At 65.5% G+C, this 17,831-nt stretch carries 17 protein-coding genes and 1 other RNA gene; 9 read left to right on the forward strand and 9 right to left on the reverse strand.

All coding sequences use genetic code 11. The annotated features are described in order from the left end of the window. The first annotated feature begins 191 nt into the window (after positions 1-191). The 3 genes from QRM60_RS08395 (at position 192) to QRM60_RS08405 (ending at position 3,617) form a co-directional block, all read left to right on the forward strand. Positions 192-1,088: a tryptophan 2,3-dioxygenase family protein gene (locus QRM60_RS08395; protein WP_011035685.1), complete on the forward strand. Its 897-nt coding sequence runs from the start codon at positions 192-194 to the stop codon at positions 1,086-1,088. A gap of 406 nt (positions 1,089-1,494) precedes the next feature. Then, on the forward strand, positions 1,495-3,015 hold the full coding sequence (locus QRM60_RS08400; RefSeq protein WP_040940481.1) for an oligopeptide:H+ symporter: 1,521 nt from the start codon (positions 1,495-1,497) through the stop codon (positions 3,013-3,015). 11 nt (positions 3,016-3,026) lie between these two features. Then, a complete protein-coding gene (locus QRM60_RS08405) occupies positions 3,027-3,617 on the forward strand; it encodes a thioredoxin family protein (protein WP_012437177.1) in 591 nt (196 codons plus the stop codon). 489 nt (positions 3,618-4,106) lie between these two features. Here the strand turns inward: QRM60_RS08405 and QRM60_RS08410 are convergent, their stop codons facing one another. After that, the gene (locus QRM60_RS08410) at positions 4,107-4,595 is read right to left on the reverse strand and encodes a MarR family transcriptional regulator (RefSeq protein ID WP_011035688.1); all 489 of its coding nucleotides are present in this window, start codon (positions 4,593-4,595) and stop codon (positions 4,107-4,109) included. A 122-nt stretch (positions 4,596-4,717) separates the two neighbouring features. On the opposite strand from QRM60_RS08410, the gene hppD reads away from it, so the two are divergent. The 4 genes from hppD to QRM60_RS08430 all read left to right on the forward strand — a co-directional run bounded on the left by hppD (position 4,718) and on the right by QRM60_RS08430 (position 8,362). After that, the gene (gene hppD, locus QRM60_RS08415; protein ID WP_285445971.1) at positions 4,718-5,833 is read left to right on the forward strand and encodes a 4-hydroxyphenylpyruvate dioxygenase; all 1,116 of its coding nucleotides are present in this window, start codon (positions 4,718-4,720) and stop codon (positions 5,831-5,833) included. A gap of 277 nt (positions 5,834-6,110) precedes the next feature. Then, entirely contained in the window at positions 6,111-6,503 is a 393-nt protein-coding gene (locus tag QRM60_RS08420) for a DUF559 domain-containing protein (RefSeq protein ID WP_285445972.1), read from the forward strand. A 98-nt stretch (positions 6,504-6,601) separates the two neighbouring features. Next, positions 6,602-7,906, forward strand: coding sequence for a homogentisate 1,2-dioxygenase (hmgA, locus tag QRM60_RS08425; protein WP_285445973.1), 1,305 nt, complete (start codon positions 6,602-6,604; stop codon positions 7,904-7,906). Between the two features lie 379 nt (positions 7,907-8,285). Beyond that, positions 8,286-8,362, forward strand: a non-coding RNA gene (locus QRM60_RS08430) — sX9 sRNA. A gap of 96 nt (positions 8,363-8,458) precedes the next feature. Here the strand turns inward: QRM60_RS08430 and QRM60_RS08435 are convergent. Next, positions 8,459-9,049, reverse strand: coding sequence for a hypothetical protein (locus QRM60_RS08435; RefSeq protein ID WP_285445974.1), 591 nt, complete (start codon positions 9,047-9,049; stop codon positions 8,459-8,461). A 215-nt stretch (positions 9,050-9,264) separates the two neighbouring features. Here QRM60_RS08435 and QRM60_RS08440 point away from each other — a divergent pair, with 215 nt between their 5' ends. Then, positions 9,265-9,891: a lectin gene (locus QRM60_RS08440; RefSeq protein ID WP_285446030.1), complete on the forward strand. Its 627-nt coding sequence runs from the start codon at positions 9,265-9,267 to the stop codon at positions 9,889-9,891. 113 nt (positions 9,892-10,004) lie between these two features. Here the strand turns inward: QRM60_RS08440 and QRM60_RS08445 are convergent, their stop codons facing one another. Genes QRM60_RS08445 through QRM60_RS08470 form a run of 6 tightly spaced genes read right to left on the reverse strand, consistent with a single transcriptional unit; the run spans position 10,005 to position 15,966 of the window. Then, complete coding sequence (locus QRM60_RS08445) at positions 10,005-10,427, reverse strand: Na+/H+ antiporter subunit G (RefSeq protein ID WP_076053420.1); 423 nt, start codon at positions 10,425-10,427, stop codon at positions 10,005-10,007. Beyond that, a complete protein-coding gene (locus tag QRM60_RS08450) occupies positions 10,424-10,708 on the reverse strand; it encodes a K+/H+ antiporter subunit F (RefSeq protein ID WP_014509232.1) in 285 nt (94 codons plus the stop codon). Before QRM60_RS08450 ends, QRM60_RS08445 begins: the two co-directional genes overlap by 4 nt. Continuing rightward, on the reverse strand, positions 10,705-11,211 hold the full coding sequence (locus QRM60_RS08455; protein ID WP_042597342.1) for a Na+/H+ antiporter subunit E: 507 nt from the start codon (positions 11,209-11,211) through the stop codon (positions 10,705-10,707). The genes QRM60_RS08450 and QRM60_RS08455 overlap by 4 nt, the downstream gene beginning before the upstream one ends. Continuing rightward, positions 11,208-12,767 carry a monovalent cation/H+ antiporter subunit D gene (locus QRM60_RS08460; RefSeq protein WP_119961004.1) on the reverse strand — a complete coding sequence of 520 codons (1,560 nt, stop codon included), beginning with the start codon at positions 12,765-12,767 and terminating at the stop codon, positions 11,208-11,210. The genes QRM60_RS08455 and QRM60_RS08460 overlap by 4 nt, the downstream gene beginning before the upstream one ends. Then, the gene (locus QRM60_RS08465) at positions 12,764-13,138 is read right to left on the reverse strand and encodes a Na+/H+ antiporter subunit C (protein ID WP_005990640.1); all 375 of its coding nucleotides are present in this window, start codon (positions 13,136-13,138) and stop codon (positions 12,764-12,766) included. Before QRM60_RS08465 ends, QRM60_RS08460 begins: the two co-directional genes overlap by 4 nt. Next, a complete protein-coding gene (locus tag QRM60_RS08470) occupies positions 13,138-15,966 on the reverse strand; it encodes a monovalent cation/H+ antiporter subunit A (RefSeq protein ID WP_223646886.1) in 2,829 nt (942 codons plus the stop codon). Before QRM60_RS08470 ends, QRM60_RS08465 begins: the two co-directional genes overlap by 1 nt. Before the next feature lie 164 nt (positions 15,967-16,130). Here QRM60_RS08470 and QRM60_RS08475 point away from each other — a divergent pair, with 164 nt between their 5' ends. Then, positions 16,131-17,033, forward strand: coding sequence for an NAD-dependent epimerase/dehydratase family protein (locus QRM60_RS08475; protein WP_285445975.1), 903 nt, complete (start codon positions 16,131-16,133; stop codon positions 17,031-17,033). Between the two features lie 47 nt (positions 17,034-17,080). Here QRM60_RS08475 and QRM60_RS08480 read toward each other — a convergent pair whose 3' ends face one another. Further along, a complete protein-coding gene (locus QRM60_RS08480; RefSeq protein WP_114997087.1) occupies positions 17,081-17,566 on the reverse strand; it encodes an Mpo1-like protein in 486 nt (161 codons plus the stop codon). Positions 17,567-17,831 lie beyond the last annotated feature (265 nt).

Raw genomic sequence — 17,831 nt, forward strand, 5'->3', positions numbered from 1 at the left:
CTGCGCTACTGCCGCGCCAGTCAGGCTTCCAATCCGAGCCGATCTTCAGCACCAAGCGCCAGCAACGCGCATTCTGTCCCGAATCCCGAATCCCGAATCCCGAATCCCGAATCCCCATTCCCCATTCCGCACCCCGCTGCCAAGCCGGCCCCACCGCGCTACCCTTGCCTGCCCATCGTCAGCGCTTTCCCATGCCCGTCGACAAGAACCTGCGTGACCTGGAACCCGGCATCCACACCGATCTGGAAGGGCGGCTGACCTACGGCGGCTACCTGCGCCTGGACCAGTTGCTGAGTGCGCAGCAGCCCTTGTCCGAGCCGGCGCACCACGACGAAATGCTGTTCATCATTCAGCACCAGACCTCCGAGCTGTGGCTGAAACTGCTGGCCCACGAGCTGCGCGCGGCCATCGTGCACCTGCAGCGCGACGAGGTCTGGCAATGCCGCAAGGTGCTGGCGCGCAGCAAGCAGGTGCTGCGCCAGCTGACCGAGCAATGGTCGGTGCTGGAAACGCTGACCCCCAGCGAGTACATGGGTTTTCGCGATGTGCTCGGCCCCTCGTCGGGCTTCCAGTCGCTGCAATACCGCTACATCGAGTTCCTGCTGGGCAACAAGAATCCGCAGATGCTGCAGGTGTTCGCCTATGACCCTGCCGGCCAGGCACGGCTGCGCGAAGTGCTGGAAGCCCCGAGCCTGTACGAAGAATTCCTGCGTTACCTGGCGCGCTTCGGGCATGCGATTCCGCAGCAATACCAGGCCCGCGACTGGACCGCCGCGCACGTGGCCGACGACACGCTGCGGCCGGTGTTCGAGCGCATCTACGAAAATACCGACCGCTACTGGCGCGAATATTCGTTGTGCGAAGACCTGGTGGATGTGGAAACCCAATTCCAGCTGTGGCGCTTCCGGCACATGCGCACGGTGATGCGGGTGATCGGCTTCAAACGCGGCACCGGCGGCTCCAGTGGCGTGGGGTTCCTGCAGCAGGCCCTGGCACTGACCTTTTTCCCGGAGCTGTTCGACGTGCGTACGTCCGTAGGCGTGGACAACCGACCGCCGCAGGGGAGTGCGGACGCTGGGAAGCGCTGAGCGAGGCAAAAAGCTTGGCAACGCAGGGGGCGCTGAAGCTCGGGAGAGCACTTACTCGGGAATGCACTTAGTGGAGAAGTCGCTCGAAGCCCCTCTCCCGGCGGGAGAGGGGTTGGGGTGAGGGTAGGGGCCTCATCCCCGGGATCAGCTACTTGCTGATGCTCGTACTTCGGCGATCGGCACCACCCAGCGACATCGCACCCTCATCCGCCCTGCGGGCACTTCTCCCAGCGGGAGAAGGGGAAGCGGGCATGCGGCGGTGGGAGATGCGGGCGTTTCCACCCATCCCCAGCCGGTCGCCGAGTCCGGCGAATTTGACGCGTACATGACGTCTAAGTGATCCTCGCGCGTCGCCCCGGGTTCGCCCCAGGCACCCAGCCATTACTGAATACGCAAGGGACACTTCATGAGCGTTGACGCTGCCGCGCCGACTTCCGCTTCCACTCCGCCGCAACCGCCTGCGCCTCCCCAGTTCCCCACCTTGCTCGGCCACCCCCGGCCGCTGTGGATGCTGTTCATGACCGAATTCTGGGAACGCTTTGCGTTCTACGGCATTCGCTGGGCGCTGGTGCTGTACATCGTGGCGCAGTTCTTTGGCGGCGAAGCCAGCGGCCAGGCCCCGGCCGGGCGCACCTACGGCGCCTATCTGGCGCTGGTGTACGCAGCGGCGATCTTCGGCGGCTACGTGGCCGACCGGGTGCTCGGCTACCAGCGCTCCATCCTAGTGGGCGCGGCGGTGATGGCCACGGGCCTGTTCCTGATCGCGGTGCCTAACCATGTGGTGTTCGAGATCGGCCTGGCCACGGTCGTGGTGGGCAACGGGCTGTTCAAACCCAACATCTCCACCATGGTCGGCAAGCTGTATTCGGTGGCCGACCCGCGCCGCGACAGCGGGTTCACCATCTTCTACATGGGCATCAACCTCGGCGCGATGATCTCGCCGGTGCTGACCCAGCTGCTGGCCGAAAAGGTCTTCGGCACCGAAGCCATGCCGTCCTACAAGATGGTGTTCATGGCCTCGGGTGTGGGCATGCTGATCAGCCTGGTCTGGTTCTGGATCGGCCGCCGTCAGCTGGCCGGCATCGGCGCACCGGCGCCCAACGCGCAGGGTATGGGCCGTGTGCTGATGGTGCTGGGCGGCTGCCTGGTGTCGATCCCGGTGGTCTATTTCCTGCTGGCAGTCGGCGCGGATGTGCTGCAGGCGGTGCTCACGGTGCTGTTCATCGGCCTGTCGGTGCTGCTGTTGATCGAAGGCATCCGCGAGGGCAAGGTGCAGCGCGACAAGGTGATCGCGATGCTGATCATCTTCGCCTTCAACGTGCTGTTCTGGATGTTCTTCGAACAGGCCGGCAGCTCGTTCACCTTCCTGGCCGACAACATCGTCAACCGCACGTTCGGCGACTGGACCTTCCCCACCGCCTGGTTCCAGTCGGTGAACTCCATCGCCATCATCGCCCTGGCGCCAGTGATCGCCTGGATCTGGGTCAAGTCCGGCCGCTTCAATCCGTCCATTCCGCGCAAGTTCGGCCTGGGCCTGATCTTCAACGGCCTGGCGTTCCTGCTGCTGATGTTTGCGCTTTCCAGCCTGGTGAGCGACGCCGGCAAGATCCCGTTCTGGACCTTGTTCATGGTCTATGTGATTCAGTCGGTGGGTGAGCTGTGCCTGTCGCCGATCGGCCTGTCGATGGTGACCAAGCTGGCCCCGGTGCGTCTGGTCGGTTTCGGGATGGGCGGCTGGTTTTTGTCTACCGGCATCGGCAACAACCTGTCGGGTATTTTTGCCGGCCATGTCAGCGGTAGCGAAGGCATGAGCGTGTCCTCGGCCCTGGGCGGGTATACCTTCGGGTTCTGGGCGCTGCTGGGCGCTGGCGCGTTGCTGTTCCTGATCGCGCCGTTGATCAACAAACTGATGCATGGTGTGAAGTGAGGAGAACCGCAATGCCGATCAAAGCGACTGTCTGTGGCCTGCTGATGGCAGGTCTGTTGAGCGCCTGCGGGCAGCCCACCGACCAGCAACAGGCGCCACGGCCGCTGGACACCTCCATGCAAAAACCACCCAGCGCCGATCCCAGCCAGCCGGTGTCCTCGGGCAACACGCCCACCGCGGCGGATATCGCTGCGGCGGCCGCGCTCAATGCGCAGTACGACCCCTCACGCGATCCGGCAGCGGATCTGGAAACGGCCAAGGTCGAAGCCAAGCGCGGTGGCAAGCGCATCGTGCTCAATGTCGGCAATGCCGCATGCGCGCCGTGCCAGGCGCTGGACGAGGTGATGGGCGGCGACGCGGAGCTGCGCAGCTTCCGCGACGCGCATTTCGTGGTGGTCAAGGTCAACCGCGATGCGTCCAACGAGAATGCCGCGTTCCTGTCGCAGTTCGCCCAGCTCAACGACTTCCCTTCGCTGCTGGTGCTGGACAACGACGGCAAGCCGCTGACGCTGCAGGCCGGCCCGGAACTGCGCAAGGGCGATGGCTACGACCGCAAGAAGCTGTTCGACTTTCTCAAGCAATGGGCACCGCCGGAAGCCTGAGCACGGTTCCTGCTGGAGTTAAAACAAAACCCCCGCCAGTGCGGGGGTTTTTGTTGAGGGTGGCTTGCTGGATCGCTGCGTGCCGCATGTACCCAAGCCGATCCGGGCGTGCAGGTGCGTGGCAGTGGACACCCAGCAGCGTAGATACCCGATGCGGTGGTGCAGGTACGTGCTGTCTAGCGCGCGGCACCGCGCTCTGCGGGCGGATGGCGCGATGAGGCCGGCTGCGAATGCGCGTACGGGAAGCGGCGCAGTGGGCGGCGAACCTGTGACTGCGCAAGACTGCGCGGCTCTGCTTGCGTAGCCGCAGGTCGCGACACACGTCGTAGGCCAACGCCACAGCACATGCAACGCTGGCCGCACCAGCCTTACGCCATCGCCATGCGGCGCATCAAACCGACCGCACGCGTGCTCTTCCAGAACGCGGATGGCGCACAGCGCACGACCGAACCAGCGCTTCTCCCCCGAAGCTGCACCGCAGACCCGCACTCAGTCCTTGCTGGCCATCCGCGGCAACCCGTCCTTGGCCAGGCGGTCGATCAGCCGTTCCAGCGTCTGCTGTTCTTCGGCGCTGAACACCGACATCAGCCGCTGCTCCATCTCGTTGACCAGCGGTGCCACGGTTTCGTACACCTGGCGCCCGGCCGGCGACAGCGCCAGCATCGAGCGGCGGCGGTCGTCGCCGTGCGTTTCGCGCCGGATGAAGCCCCGCTCCAGCAGGCGCGCCACCGCGCGGCTCACGGCAACTTTGTCCATCGCCGTGCGGTCTGACACTTCACTGGCCGAGGAGCCCGGATACAGTGCCAGGATGGTGATCACCCGCCACTCGGGAATGGCCATGCCATAGCGGTCGCCGTAGACCTTGGCGATGTTGCCGCTGATGCGGTTGGACAGCACGCTGAGGCGATAGGGCAGGAACTGCTCGAGGTTGAGCAGGACGGGATGCGGCGACGGTGTGGGGGTGTCGAGATCGCTCATGTTGCACTGTGTCTTGATTTTGGTTTCATTTGCAACTACAAACGGAGGGTGGCCTGCGCATTCTCGCGGGTCTTCTGCCACCCCGCATAGCCCCGCGGGCGCCCTAGCGTGGAGAAACGACGATGAGCGCACAACCGAACACCACTGCAACGCGCCCGGACCCGGGCATGCAGGTCACCACCTTTGAAAATCCGATGGGCATCGACGGCTTCGAATTCGTCGAATTCGCTGCCCCCGCCGGCCAGGCCGCGCAGTTGCACGACTACTTCCGCAAGATGGGCTTCACCGCGGTGCTGCGCCACCGCAGCCGCCCGATCACGGTGTATCGCCAGGGCGGGGTGAACTTCCTGCTCAACGAAGATCCGGATTCGTTCGCGGCCGATTTCGCCGCCGCGCACGGCCCGTGCGCCTGCGGCTTTGCGATCCGCTTCCGCACCCCGGCCGACACCGTGCTGCAGACCGTGCTCGGCAACGGCGGCGAAGCCGTGCAGAACAAGCCCGACACGCGCGCGGTGCCGGCGCCGGTGGTCAAGGGCATCGGCGATTGCATGCTTTACCTGGTGGACCGCTACGGCGACGCGGGGAGCATCTACGACGCCGACTACGAGGCAATCGAAGGCGCCGACCAGCACCCGGCCGGCTTCGGGCTCACCTTCATCGACCACCTGACCCACAACCTGTACTTCGGCAACATGCAGCAGTGGTCGGATTACTACGAGCGGCTGTTCAACTTCCGCGAGATCCGCTACTTCGACATCAAGGGCGCCAAGACCGGTTTGGTGTCCAAGGCGATGACTGCCCCGGACGGCATCGTGCGCATTCCGCTCAATGAGTCGTCCGACCCGAAGAGCCAGATCAACGAATACCTGGACGCTTACCAGGGCGAAGGCATCCAGCACATCGCCTGCTTCACCGACGATATCTACACCTCGGTGGAACGGATGCGCGCTGCCGGCGTCACATTCCTGGATACGCCGGACACCTATTTCGACGTGGTGGACCTGCGCATTCCCGATCATGGCGAAGACGTCGAGCGCCTGCGCCGCAACAAGATCCTGATCGACGCCGACGTGGACACCAAGCAGCGCAAGTTGCTGCAGATCTTCACCACCAACTGCATCGGCCCGATCTTCTTCGAGATCATCCAGCGCAAGGGCAATGAAGGGTTTGGCGAAGGCAACTTCCAGGCCTTGTTCGAAAGCATCGAGCGCGATCAGATGAAGCGTGGGGTGCTTTGAGGGCCGGGATGGGTGATTCGCTACTCGGGATTTGTGGTTGCTGCCATTAATTGCTTCGGTGCGGTTTTGAGTGGTGCAGATTGTTGCGGTGCCGCGCCTGGCTGCCCGTGATGTCGGATGTGGTTCCGGTACAGATCCGACGAAGCGAGCGGCAAGTGGCCGCGATCAAGCACGACCAGGCAAGGCGTTTTTCTGACAACACACAGCAACGAAGACGCACGTAGTCAAAGCCCCTCTCCCTGCGGGAGAGGGGTTGGGGTGAGGGTACGGTGGAGCGATGAACATCAAACCACCATTACCCACTGCTGCACTCACCAACGCGCGTGCGTTACGCAAAGAGTTGACGGACGCAGAACGAGAGCTTTGGCGCTGTCTACGCAGCAACCAGCTGCAAGGTCTCAAGTTCAGGCGTCAGCATCCAGTTCCACCGTACATCGCGGATTTCTGTTGCGTGGAAGTAAGGTTGATTATTGAGCTCGATGGATCGCAGCATCAGGCATCCAGCGATCAGGCAAGGACGCGGTGGCTTCAATCGAAGGGATGGACAGTGCTGCGGTTCTGGAACAACGATGTACTGCTTTCGCTGGATGCGGTGGTCGAGGCGATCTGTCATGTCGTTGCGCCGCCGTACCCTCACCCCAACCCCTCTCCCGACGGGAGAGGGGCTTGATCCGCAGGCTTGAGCTCTTTTTCGGTAAGAGCGGCTTGATCCAACTCGATCCCACCCTTCTGCCGTCGTGGAGGGCGGGTCAACATCCGGACGCACCCATGCACAACGACCAGCGTTACATGACCGGCTTCGGCAATGAATTCGCCAGCGAGGCAGTAGCCGATACCTTGCCCGTTGGCCAGAACTCGCCGCAGCGTGTGGCGCACGGGCTGTATGCCGAGCAGTTGTCGGGCACTGCATTCACCGCGCCGCGCGGCGAAAATCGGCGCAGTTGGCTGTACCGCATGCGTCCTGCTGCGGTGCACGGGACGTTCTCGCAGATCGAGCAGTCGCAGTTCCACAACGATTTCGGCCACGGACCTGTGCCGCCGGACCAGTTGCGCTGGAGCCCGCTGCCGTTGCCGCAGACACCCACCGATTTCATCGATGGCCTGTATACGATGGCCGGCAACGGCGGTCCGGAAGCAATGAACGGCGTGGCCGTGCATCTATATGCGGCCAATGCCTCCATGCACGATCGCTTCTTCTATAACGCCGATGGGGAGCTGCTGCTGGTGCCGCAGCTGGGCCGGCTGCGGGTGCACACCGAGCTCGGCATGCTGGAGCTGGAGCCGCAGCAGATCGGGGTGATTCCGCGCGGCGTGCGCTTCCGCATCGAGCTACGCGACGACACCGCGCGCGGCTATGTCTGCGAAAACTTCGGTGGCTTGCTGCGCCTGCCCGACCTGGGGCCGATCGGCAGTAATGGCCTGGCGAATCCGCGCGACTTCGAAACCCCGTGTGCGGCCTTCGAGCAACGCGAAGGCCGCTTTGAACTGGTGGCAAAATTCCAGGGCCACCTGTGGCGTGCGGACATCGGCCATTCGCCACTGGACGTGGTGGCCTGGCATGGCAACTACGCGCCGTACCGCTACGACCTGCGCCGTTTCAATACCATCGGCTCGATCAGCTTCGATCATCCGGACCCGAGTATTTTTACGGTGCTGACCTCGCCCAGCGACACGCACGGCACGGCCAACATGGATTTTGCGATCTTCCCGCCGCGCTGGCTGGTGGCCCAGAACACCTTCCGCCCACCATGGTTCCACCGCAATGTGGCCAGCGAGTTCATGGGACTGGTGCATGGCGTGTACGACGCCAAGGCCGACGGCTTCGCGCCGGGCGGTGCGTCGCTGCACAACTGCATGAGCGGCCACGGCCCGGATGCCGCCACCTTCGACAAGGCCTCGCAAGCGGACCTGTCGCGGCCGGACGTCATCACCGAGACGATGGCCTTCATGTTCGAAACCCGCGCCGTGCTGCGCCCCACCGCGCAGGCGCTGCACGCACCGCATCGGCAGGGCGATTACCAGCAGTGCTGGGCGGGGTTGCGCAAAGCATTTCAGGCGCCGCCGGCTAGCTGAGTGCGGTAGCGACGCCGCAATAGTGTGGTGTTGAGCGGTGCCGCTCATGACGCTGCACGCTGTTGCGCATCAACCCTAGGCCTCGCAACAGCACGAGCGTTCCGAAGCATCCTCGATGGCCGTTGCGATTTTTGCTGAGGGATATGGGCGGCTAATCAGCGACCATATGCAAAACGCGGGTGACGCCTGGTTGCTACGTTTACGTCGGACCCATCGGGTTCACCGCCAGCTGCATAGCGACAGCATCGGCAGCAATGCAGCTCATCAGGAGCTTATGTTTCATCAGTTGCATCGCGTGACCAGCTGGCGCTGCGCTAAGAGCAGCTATCAAAACGACTGCACAGCCGCCAGGCGGGCGCGGCCGGTGCTCGGAATCGGCATGTACCCCTCACACTCCGGTCCCTCCGCGCCGGCCGCACCCACCTGACAACAACTGCTCGCTACGTTTTATTAGCTGCTCTAAGCCAGCATCTTGATGGCATGCCGTAATTCGATTGCAGCTACCGCATTCGCTTCCAAGCACATGCGTCGTGCTACCCATCGCCGCGTCAACTAAACCGATGCGTTATCCGCATGGCGCACGATCGATTCCGCAGCCGCTGCAGTCGCTTCACCCAGTGTGTCAGGCAGCAACTCCGCAATGCGCGCACGCACGCGTTCGGCATAGCTGGCTGAGGTGAATTGCGGCAAGGCCTGCAGTGCCTCGGCAATGGCGGCATGAATCTCGATGTCGCTGCGCGAGGCTTGCAGGCGACGGTGCAGCAGGACCGCCACCGGGTTGCGCTGCAACTGCAGGATATCCAGCAGATACAGGCGTGCGTTGGTGGTCGCGCGCCGCCGCTGCCTTTGTTGTTCTTCTTCGCTCAGCAAGGGTGCTGCCGGCTTGGCGTCGCTCGGTGCTGAAGGTACTGCGGGGGAGGAGGGAGGCGCCGCGTTGGTCGCCACGCCTGCGCCCAGGTGCAGATAGCCCAGCGCACACAGGGTCTGCACCAGCGTGGCGGCCTCGCCGCCCAGCAGCGCCGCCAGGGTGTCCAGATCGCGCTGGCCATCGGCCAGGATCAGTGCACGGCGCTGCAGTAAGGTCAGCGGGCTGCGATGGGATTGCAGCGCGGTCAGGGCGAGATCGGTCTTGCGTGGGTACATGGCGGTAGTCCTGCGAAGCCGCCAGGGTGACTGTCGCCAATGAAGCGACGATGACATCGGCGCGACCGCATGACGGCAGGCGCCGTGAACACCCCAAGCCGCTCACCTGCCACGCCCCGAACACGCAGCGCCTGCACATGGCCGCGATGCGCACTGTGTAGGCTGATGGCGACTTGGTGGGGAGTGCAGGCATGACATCCAGACTGATTGCAGTGATCGCGTTCGCGGCATTGGCCACCGGCTGCAGCCGCACCGCTGAAACCCCGGCCGCGGATGACGCCACTGCGTCCAGCCCGCCGGCAGCGCCCGCCGCCGAGGCGGACCAACCGCGCGGCGACGTTCCGCCGGCCACCGCGCCGCCGGGCAGCCTGCCGCCACGCCTGCGTCAGGACCCGGCCGCATTGGCGCGCCTGGATGGCTATGGCGACGTGCGCCTGGGCATGGACGCCGCGCAGGCGCGTGCGGCCTGGGGCGGTGCCTTACGCGGCGATGCAGCGGCCGATGGCGGTTGTTACCTGTTGCGCCCGCAGTGGGCCGACGACGCGCGCCGCTTCGGTTTCATGTTCGAGGGCAACCAGTTGGTGCGTTACCAGACCAACGAGCCCAAGGAAGTGGCGCCCGGTGGCGGGCGGGTGGGCATGAGCGTCGCCGAGTTGCGCGCGCTGTATCCCGATGGCCTGGCGGAACAACCGCACAAGTACATCCCCGGTGCGCTGAGCCTGCGGCATGCCGACGCGCAATCGCAAAGCGCGCTGGTGTTCGACACCGACGCCGACGGCAAGGTGACCAGCTGGCGCGTGGGGGTGGCGCCGCAGGTGGATTACGTGGAAGGCTGCGGCTGATCCGGGCAGCGCAGCGCGCGGTGCTATGCGTCACTGTCGCCTGCGTTCAATGACCAAACCCGCATCGAACGCAGCACCGCGGGACAACCGGAGTGCGCTGACCAGTCAACCCATCAACCGCTGGAATTGTGCTCCGACGTCGACCGATCCGGCGTGGTCTCCATGTTCTCGCCCACATCGCCTTGCGCTGGCGGCAGCCCTTCTTTTTGCATGTCGCCGTGGTTGGGGACTTCCGGGCGGTCTTCCATCATCAGCGACAGCGCCGCCTTGGCCATCATGTGCGCGCTGATCGGCGCGGTGATGAACAGGAACACGGTGATCAGCAATTCGCGCGGTTGCGGGTCCACGCCCAGGAACAGGTGATAGCCAACCGAGCCCAGCAGCACGCAGCCCACGCCCAGCGTGCTGGCCTTGGTGGGCGCATGCAGGCGCTTGAAGAAGTCCGACAACTTCACCAGCCCGAACGCGCCGATCAGGATGAAGAAGGTGCCCACCAGCAGCAACGCGCTGAGCAGATATTCGGTGAGCGCGATCATTCGACGATATCCCGGCGCAGCACGTACTTGCTGAGCACCACGGTGCTGCCGAAGCCCAGCATGGCAATCACCAGGGCGGCCTCGAAATAGATCGGCGAATCCAGGTACATGCCCAGCAACATCAGCTCGGCAATGGCGGTGATGGAGAGCGTGTCCAGCGCCAGGATGCGGTCCGGCACGGTGGGCCCGCGCAGCAGCCGCCAGAGCGACATCACCATGGCCAGTGCCACCGCATGCATGCACACGACGATGGTCGTTTCGATGAAGGTATGGCCGGTCATGGAAAGATCTCCATCAGGGGCGTTTCATAGCGTGACTTGATCTCGGCGATCAGCGCATCCGGGTCATCCAGATGCAGCACATGCACGAGCAGATATTTGCGGTCGTCCGACAGCGCCGCCGACACCGTGCCCGGCGTCAGCGTGATCATGCTGGTGAGCGCGGCGATGCCGTGGATATTCTCGATGTCCAGCGGCACCCAGATAAAGCCGGGGTGGATACGCGATTCCGGCCCCAGCACCTGCAGCGCTACCTTGATGTTGGAGCGCACGATATCGACGGCGGCCACCAGCAGCATGCGCGGTACCGAACGCAACGAGCCGATGCGCGCGAACTCGCGGTCCAGCCGCGCGGCGAAGATCGGCACCACCCAGCCGAGCAGCAGGCCGAGCACCCACTGCTGCGGCCCGAAGCTGTCGCTGAGCAGCAGCCAGAACAGGAACACCATCACGCTCAACGGGCGCGAGGGAAACAGCCGGCGTTGCCAGGGCACCTGCGCGCTCATGGCTGCCTCCGTTGCGGCGTGGTCCCGCGCACCTGTTCCAGATACGCGCCCGGGTCACGCAGCTGCGCACCGGCCGCATCGGTGTAGTGCATCAACGGCCCTGCACCGATCGTCATCGCCACCAGACCGCTCAACAGGATGATGGTGGCGGCGGTTTCCACCGGGCGCATGCGCGCGCGCCGTTGCGGCAAGCGCTCCGGTGCGTCGTCCTCGACCGCTTCTTCCACGGCCTCGGGCACGCGCCAGAACAGGCGCACGCCTGCACGCGTGAGGCCGATCACCACCAGCAAACTGCTGCCCAGCACCGCGCCCCACACCGGGGCCACCAGATCGCCGGGCACATGCTGCAGCAGCGCGGCCTTGGCCAGGAACCCGGACAGCGGCGGCAGGCCAGCCACGGCAACGGCCGCAATCATGAACATCGCGCCGGGAATCGCCCGCCCAGGCAGTGGGGCAACCACTTCCTTGCGATCGCTGGCGCGACCACGGCGCCGGCGGATCAGGTCCGACACCATGAACAAGGCCGCCGCCACAAAGCAGCTATGCGGCAGGTAATACAGGCCGGCGCCCAGCGCACGTGCATCGTCCAGCGAGAAGGCGATGAACAACGTCGCCGCCGAGAACACCACCAGGTACGACACCATCACCCGCAGCCGCGATGCCGCCATCACGCCGAAGGCCGCCATCACCAGCGTGCCGATGCCCAGCCACAACAGCGCGTGCCGGCCGAAGCCGTGCAATGCGCCTGCGCCGGCACCGAACCACAACGACGACACCCGCAGCACCGCGTACAGGCCCACCTTGGTCATGATGGCGAACAAGGCCGCCACCGAGGCCGGTGCGCGCGAATAGGTTTCCGGCAGCCATAGGTACAGCGGCAGCAGTGCGGCCTTGCTGCAGAACACCAGCAACAACAATCCCAGGGTGGCCTTCGCCAGCGGCACGTCCGGTGCGGGCAGGGTGGCGATGCGCTGCGACAGCTCGGCCATGTTGAGCGTGCCGAACAAACCGAACAACAGCCCCAGCGCAATCAGGAACAGCGTGGAGGCGCAGACGTTGAACACCACATAGTGCAGGCCGATACGCATCTGCAACCCGCGCCCGCCGCTGAGCAGCAGGCCGTAGGAGGCGATCAGCATCACCTCGAAGAACACGAACAGATTGAAGATGTCGCCGGTCAGAAATGCCCCGTTCAAGCCCATCAGCTGGAACTGGAACAGCGCATGGAAATGCGGCGCGCGGCGGTCCCAGCCGGCGCAGGCGTGCAGCAGGCAGGCCGCGCCGAGCACCAGCGTGGTCATCAGCATCCACGCGGCCAGCCGGTCGCCCATCAGCACGATGCCCAGCCGCGCCGGCCAGTCGCCCAGCAGGTACACCAGCACCTCGCCGTGCGCAGCGCGGGCGAACAGGGCGACCACTGCCACCGCCAGCAGGGCCATGCTGGTCCAGGCCACAGCGCGTTGCACACGCGGGCCATAGCGGCGGTGTTCGACAAACAACGACGCCGACGCGCCAAGCATCGGAATCAGGATCGGCAGGATCAGCAGATGGTTCATCGGCGCGCCTCACGCGTGTCTTCGCCGGTATCCGCATCTTCGTGCGCATCCACGTGGTCGCTGCCGTTGTCGCTGCGGCTGCGGATCGCCAGCACCAGGCTCACCGCGGTCATCGCGAAGGCAATCACGATCGCGGTGAGCACCAGCGCCTGCGGCAGCGGGTCGGTGTGCTGGCTCAGGTCGGCGGCAATGCCGTCGCGCAGCACGGGCGGCTGCCCGCTGCGCAGGCGCCCACCGGCGAAGATCAGCAGGTTGGTCGCGTACGACAGGAAGGTGAGCCCCAGGATTACATCGAAACTGCGCGCACGCAGCAGCAGGTAGATCGCCAGGGCGGTGAGCACGCCGATCGCGCTTGCCAGTGCCAGTTCCATCAATGCTGCTCCGCAGTGCGCGTCGAACGCTGGGTGGGATCGATCTCGCCGCGATGCGAGTCGCGGGTACGCGAGGGTTTGATCGTGCCCATCATCGACAGCATCAACATCGCCGCACCGAACACCACCAGATACACGCCGGTATCGAACCCCAATGCGCTGGCCAGCTCCAGCTCGCCCAGCCATCCCAGCGGAATCTCGGCGTGCCCGCTGGTGAGGAACGGCCGGCCGAACAGCAGCGAGCCGGCACCACTGAGCAGTGCGCACAACAGCCCGATGCCGATCAGGCGGATGTAGTCGAACCCGAAGCGCGACTCCACCGACGCCGCGCCCTGGATCACGTATTGCATCAGCAATGGCACCGCCAGCACCAGGCCGGCAATGAAGCCGCCGCCGGGCGCGTTGTGGCCGCGCAAGAACAGGAACAGCGACACCGTGAGCGTCAGCGGGAACATGATCTGCGCCAGATCCGCCGGCACCGGCAGCTTGATCGCCGGGCCGGGCATGGTGCGTTCCGGCGCCATGCGCGAGCGCCGCAGCAGCGCGTGCACCACCAGCCCGGCGATGGCGAACACGGTGATCTCGCCAAACGTATCGAAGCCGCGGAAGTCCACCAGGATCACGTTGACCACGTTGCGCCCATACGCCTCCGGCAAGGCCCGCTGCAGCATCTCGCCGGCGATGGTCGGGCTTGGCTGGGTCATCAACGTGTAGGCCAGCGCCGCCAGGCCGCCGCCGGCAACGACGGCAATGCAGGCATCGCGGAATTTACGCAGCGGCGCGCGTTCCGGGCGCGAGGTCTCCGGCAGGTAGTTCATCGCCAGCAGCATCAGCACCAGCGTCACCATCTCCACCAACAACTGCGTCAGTGCCAGGTCCGGTGCAGACAGGAACACGAAGGTCAGGCTCACCGCCAACCCGGTGCCGCCCAGCACCAGCACCGCCAGCAAGCGTTGCCGGTACAGGAACAGGCTGCCCAGTGCGCAGGCCAGCATCAGCAGCCACAACGCCCAGCCCAGCAGCGGCATGGGCGCCGGTGTCGGCCACGGTCGCAGCGCGCCGCCCTGCAGGAACGGCACCAGCGCCACCACCACCGCACTGAGCACCAGCAGCATCAACATGCGTTGCAGGTTGCCGTTGGTGATCGCATCGGTGGCGCGTGCGGAGGCGGCGAACAGCGCCCGCAGATTCCAGTTGAACAAGGCCTTGCCCGGCGAGCGGTTTTCGATCGCGTACAGATCCAGCAGCCTGCGCAGCGCCATGTACAGCAGCACGCCGCCCACCACGCCGGCGATGCTCATTGCCAGCGGCCAGTTCAACCCGTGCCACAGCGCCAGGCTGTAATCGGGCAGGCGCTCGCCCAGGATTGCGCTGGCGCCGGCACGCAGCACCGGGGCCACCGTCCAGGCTGGCACGATGCCCACCGCCACGCAGGTCAGCACCAGCACTTCCACCGGAATCTTCATCCAGCGCGGCGGCTCGTGCGGAGTGCGGTCCAGGTCGCGCGGGCCCTGGCCGAAGAAGGTGTCGTGCACAAAGCGCAGGCTGTAGGCCACGCCGAGCAGGCCGGCCATCAACGCCGCGCCGCTGGCGAGCAGGCGCAGCAGCTGCGGGCCTTCGGCCTCCAGCGCCACGGCGAAGAACATTTCCTTTGAGAGGAACCCGTTGAGCAGCGGAATGCCGGCCATCGCCAGCGATGCGGTGATCGCCAGTGCGCTGGTGAACGGCATCAAGCGGCGCAGGTTGCCCAGCTTGCGCATGTCGCGCGTGCCGGTTTCGTGGTCGATGATGCCGGCGGCCATGAACAACGAGGCCTTGAACACCGCGTGGTTGAGGATGTGGAACACACCGGCCACCACCGCCATCGGCGTGGACAGGCCGAACAGCATGGTGATCAGGCCCAGGTGCGAGATGGTCGAATACGCCAGCACGCCCTTGAGATCATGCTGAAAAATCGCATGCCATGCGCCCAGCAGCACGGTGATCGCGCCGATGCTGGTCACCGTGTACAGGAACAGGTCGGTGCCGGCCAGCGCCGGGTGCAGGCGCGCCAGCAGGAACACGCCGGCTTTGACCATCGTGGCCGAATGCAGATACGCCGACACCGGTGTGGGCGCGGCCATCGCATGCGGCAACCAGAAGTGGAACGGAAACTGCGCGCTCTTGGTAAAGATGCCCAGCAGCACCAGCACCAGCGCATACGGGTACAGCGGGCTTGCACGGATCAGATCACCCGAGGCCAGCACCGCATCCAGCTGAAAACTGCCGACGATGCGGCCGATCAGCAGCACCCCGCCCAGCAACGCCAGGCCGCCGCCGGCAGTGAGCACCAACGCCATGCGTGCACCTTCGCGCGCATCCTTGCGATGCGACCAGAAGCCGATCAGCAGGAAAGAACTGAGGCTGGTGAGTTCCCAGAACACCATCAGCAGCAGCAGGTTGCCCGACAGCACCATGCCCAGCATCGCGCCCATGAACAGCAACAAATACGCGAAGAAGCGCGAGGCGCTATCGCGTGCACTCAGGTAGTAATGCGCATACATCACCACCAGCGCGCCGATCGCCAGCACCAGCAGCGCGAACATCCAGGCCAGCCCGTCCATGCGCAGCGAGAACAGCAGCCCGATCTGCGGTAACCAGGCATGTTCGCTGCGGATGATTTCCCCGCGCAGCACCGCCGGTGTCAGCAGTGCCAGGATGCCCAGGCCGGCCAACGGCGCGGCCGCAGCCAACCACGCAGTGATCGAACGGGAGGTGCGCCACGACAGCGCCACGGCGGCCGCCATCAGGAACGGCAGCGCGAGCAGAATTTCCAACGGTGCAGGCATGCAGGGAACACGAGATTCGCGAGCAGGCCAGAGAGCTTAACAAACCGTTGACTGACGCCGGCGTCAAGGTGAGCGTGCGCCTGTCGGGAAAACGACAGGATGTGCCGTCGCACCGCCGCGTTGCACTGGGTATGCTGACGCTATCGCCACCGCCTGCGTACCTTGTGACTGCTGCCAATCCCGCTCCTTCCGTCGCCGCCGCTGCACCCCGTGCCCTGGTCTTCGGCGGCAGTGGCCAGATCGGCGAACGCTTGCTCACCCGCCTGCTGGGGCGTGGCTGGCAGGTGACCGCGTGGTCGCGCGCGCCGCGTGCCGCACGCGCAGGACTCATCTGGCGGCAAGGTGACCTGGGGGCACCGGCGGTGGCGGGCGAGAGTTTCGAGGTGATCTTCAGCTGCGGCCCGCTGGATCACTTCGCGCACTGGTACGAAACCAACGCCGTGAGCACGCCACGCATCGTCGCGTTCGGTTCCACCAGCGTGGAGGTCAAGGAACATTCGATCGATGCCGCCGAGCGCGATGTCGCCCAGCGGCTGGCCAATGCCGAGCAAGCGCTGTTCTCCGCCGCCAAGGCGCGTGGCGCCGCGGCCACCGTGCTGCGCCCCACCCTGGTCTACGGCGCCGGCCGCGACCGCACGCTGACCCAGATTGCCGGGCTGGCCAGGCGCACGGGCGCGTTCGTGTTGCCGGCCAATGCCACCGGGCTGCGCCAGCCGGTGCATGTGGACGATCTGGCCAGCGCGGCATTGGCGGTGGTTACCCAGCCGGCCACGCATCAGCGCAGCTATGCGGTGGGCGGCGGCGAAGTGCTGGCCTACACGCAGATGGTGGAACGCGTGCTGGAGGCCTTGCCGCGGCCGGCACGGCTGTATCAGGTGCCGCCTTCGCTGTTCGGTCTGGCGCTCACCACCGCGCAGCGCCTGGGCCGGCTGCGCAGCTTGAACACCGCCGCGTTGCAGCGCATGCGCGATGACCTGGTGTTCGACCTGGAGCCGGCGCGGCGCGACTTCGGCTATGCACCGCGTGCGTTTCGCCCGCTGCCGGAAGAGCTGGGCATCGGCGAGTAGCCTACGTTGTCGTCAGGGCAGTATCGCTGACTCGGGGAACCCGAAGATCAGAACCGCCAGCCCAGGTGGCGATACAACTTCGCCAGCACCCACAGCGGCCCGATCAGCAGATAGGTCAGGTCGGTCAGAAAGCTCGGCTTGCGGCCTTCGATCTTGTGGCCGACAAACTGCGCGATCCACGCCAGCACGAACACTGTCACCGCCAGTGTGAACAGGCCGGCCAGGCCCAGTCGGCCCTCGATCAGCCGGCACAGGCAGCCGAAAAAGAAAAAGATCGCCAACATGCCCAGGCCAAGCGGCCGCGACAGCCGGTTGTAATACGACCACGCGGCGAACATGGCCAGCGCCGCCCACACGCCGCTGCTGAACCAGGTCCCGCCCACCGGGATGCACCACAGCAAGGCCACCACCGACCACAGGATCGCGGGCACCGCCAGCACGTGGATCTGCTGGTTGGTCGCATTGCGGTGGTCGTCGGAATAACTGGCGAAATAGCGCTCGAGCGGGCGCGCGGTCGTGGTGCGTTCGGTCATGTTCCCTCCCAGGAATGGCCCAAGCATACGCGCGCGGATGGCCGCAGTGGCGCTTGCGGGGCAGCTGCCGGGAACAGGACCTGCCACGCACCAGCGCGTGGCAGCTCCCCTGTGTTGCGTATCACGCTCCGCGCACTGGCAATTGCCCGCCAGGCGGCGAGGGTGGTGCCGCCAGCGGCGTCGTCCGTTGCGTCCACGCCGGTTCTCGCGCACCGGCCTGGCCCACTGCGGACCACGGCCCGTAGCCAGACCTAGAGCAGCGATC

Origin of the sequence: Xanthomonas sp. fls2-241-TYG-148 (assembly GCF_030208815.1) — a bacterium.
Taxonomy (GTDB): Bacteria; Pseudomonadota; Gammaproteobacteria; order Xanthomonadales; family Xanthomonadaceae; genus Xanthomonas; species Xanthomonas campestris.

Coding starts and splice junctions, on each gene's coding strand:
- QRM60_RS08445 (WP_076053420.1), bottom strand. CDS start 10,427: ATGATCGCGCTCACCGAATATCTGCTCAGCGCGTTGCTGCTGGTGGGC.
- QRM60_RS08435 (WP_285445974.1), bottom strand. CDS start 9,049: ATGTACCCACGCAAGACCGATCTCGCCCTGACCGCGCTGCAATCCCAT.
- QRM60_RS08395 (WP_011035685.1), top strand. CDS start 192: ATGCCCGTCGACAAGAACCTGCGTGACCTGGAACCCGGCATCCACACC.
- QRM60_RS08470 (WP_223646886.1), bottom strand. CDS start 15,966: ATGCCTGCACCGTTGGAAATTCTGCTCGCGCTGCCGTTCCTGATGGCG.
- QRM60_RS08450 (WP_014509232.1), bottom strand. CDS start 10,708: ATGACCGGCCATACCTTCATCGAAACGACCATCGTCGTGTGCATGCAT.
- QRM60_RS08465 (WP_005990640.1), bottom strand. CDS start 13,138: ATGGAACTGGCACTGGCAAGCGCGATCGGCGTGCTCACCGCCCTGGCG.
- QRM60_RS08405 (WP_012437177.1), top strand. CDS start 3,027: ATGCCGATCAAAGCGACTGTCTGTGGCCTGCTGATGGCAGGTCTGTTG.
- QRM60_RS08460 (WP_119961004.1), bottom strand. CDS start 12,767: ATGAACCATCTGCTGATCCTGCCGATCCTGATTCCGATGCTTGGCGCG.
- QRM60_RS08455 (WP_042597342.1), bottom strand. CDS start 11,211: ATGAGCGCGCAGGTGCCCTGGCAACGCCGGCTGTTTCCCTCGCGCCCG.
- hmgA (WP_285445973.1), top strand. CDS start 6,602: ATGCACAACGACCAGCGTTACATGACCGGCTTCGGCAATGAATTCGCC.
- hppD (WP_285445971.1), top strand. CDS start 4,718: ATGAGCGCACAACCGAACACCACTGCAACGCGCCCGGACCCGGGCATG.
- QRM60_RS08410 (WP_011035688.1), bottom strand. CDS start 4,595: ATGAGCGATCTCGACACCCCCACACCGTCGCCGCATCCCGTCCTGCTC.
- QRM60_RS08420 (WP_285445972.1), top strand. CDS start 6,111: ATGAACATCAAACCACCATTACCCACTGCTGCACTCACCAACGCGCGT.
- QRM60_RS08400 (WP_040940481.1), top strand. CDS start 1,495: ATGAGCGTTGACGCTGCCGCGCCGACTTCCGCTTCCACTCCGCCGCAA.
- QRM60_RS08480 (WP_114997087.1), bottom strand. CDS start 17,566: ATGACCGAACGCACCACGACCGCGCGCCCGCTCGAGCGCTATTTCGCC.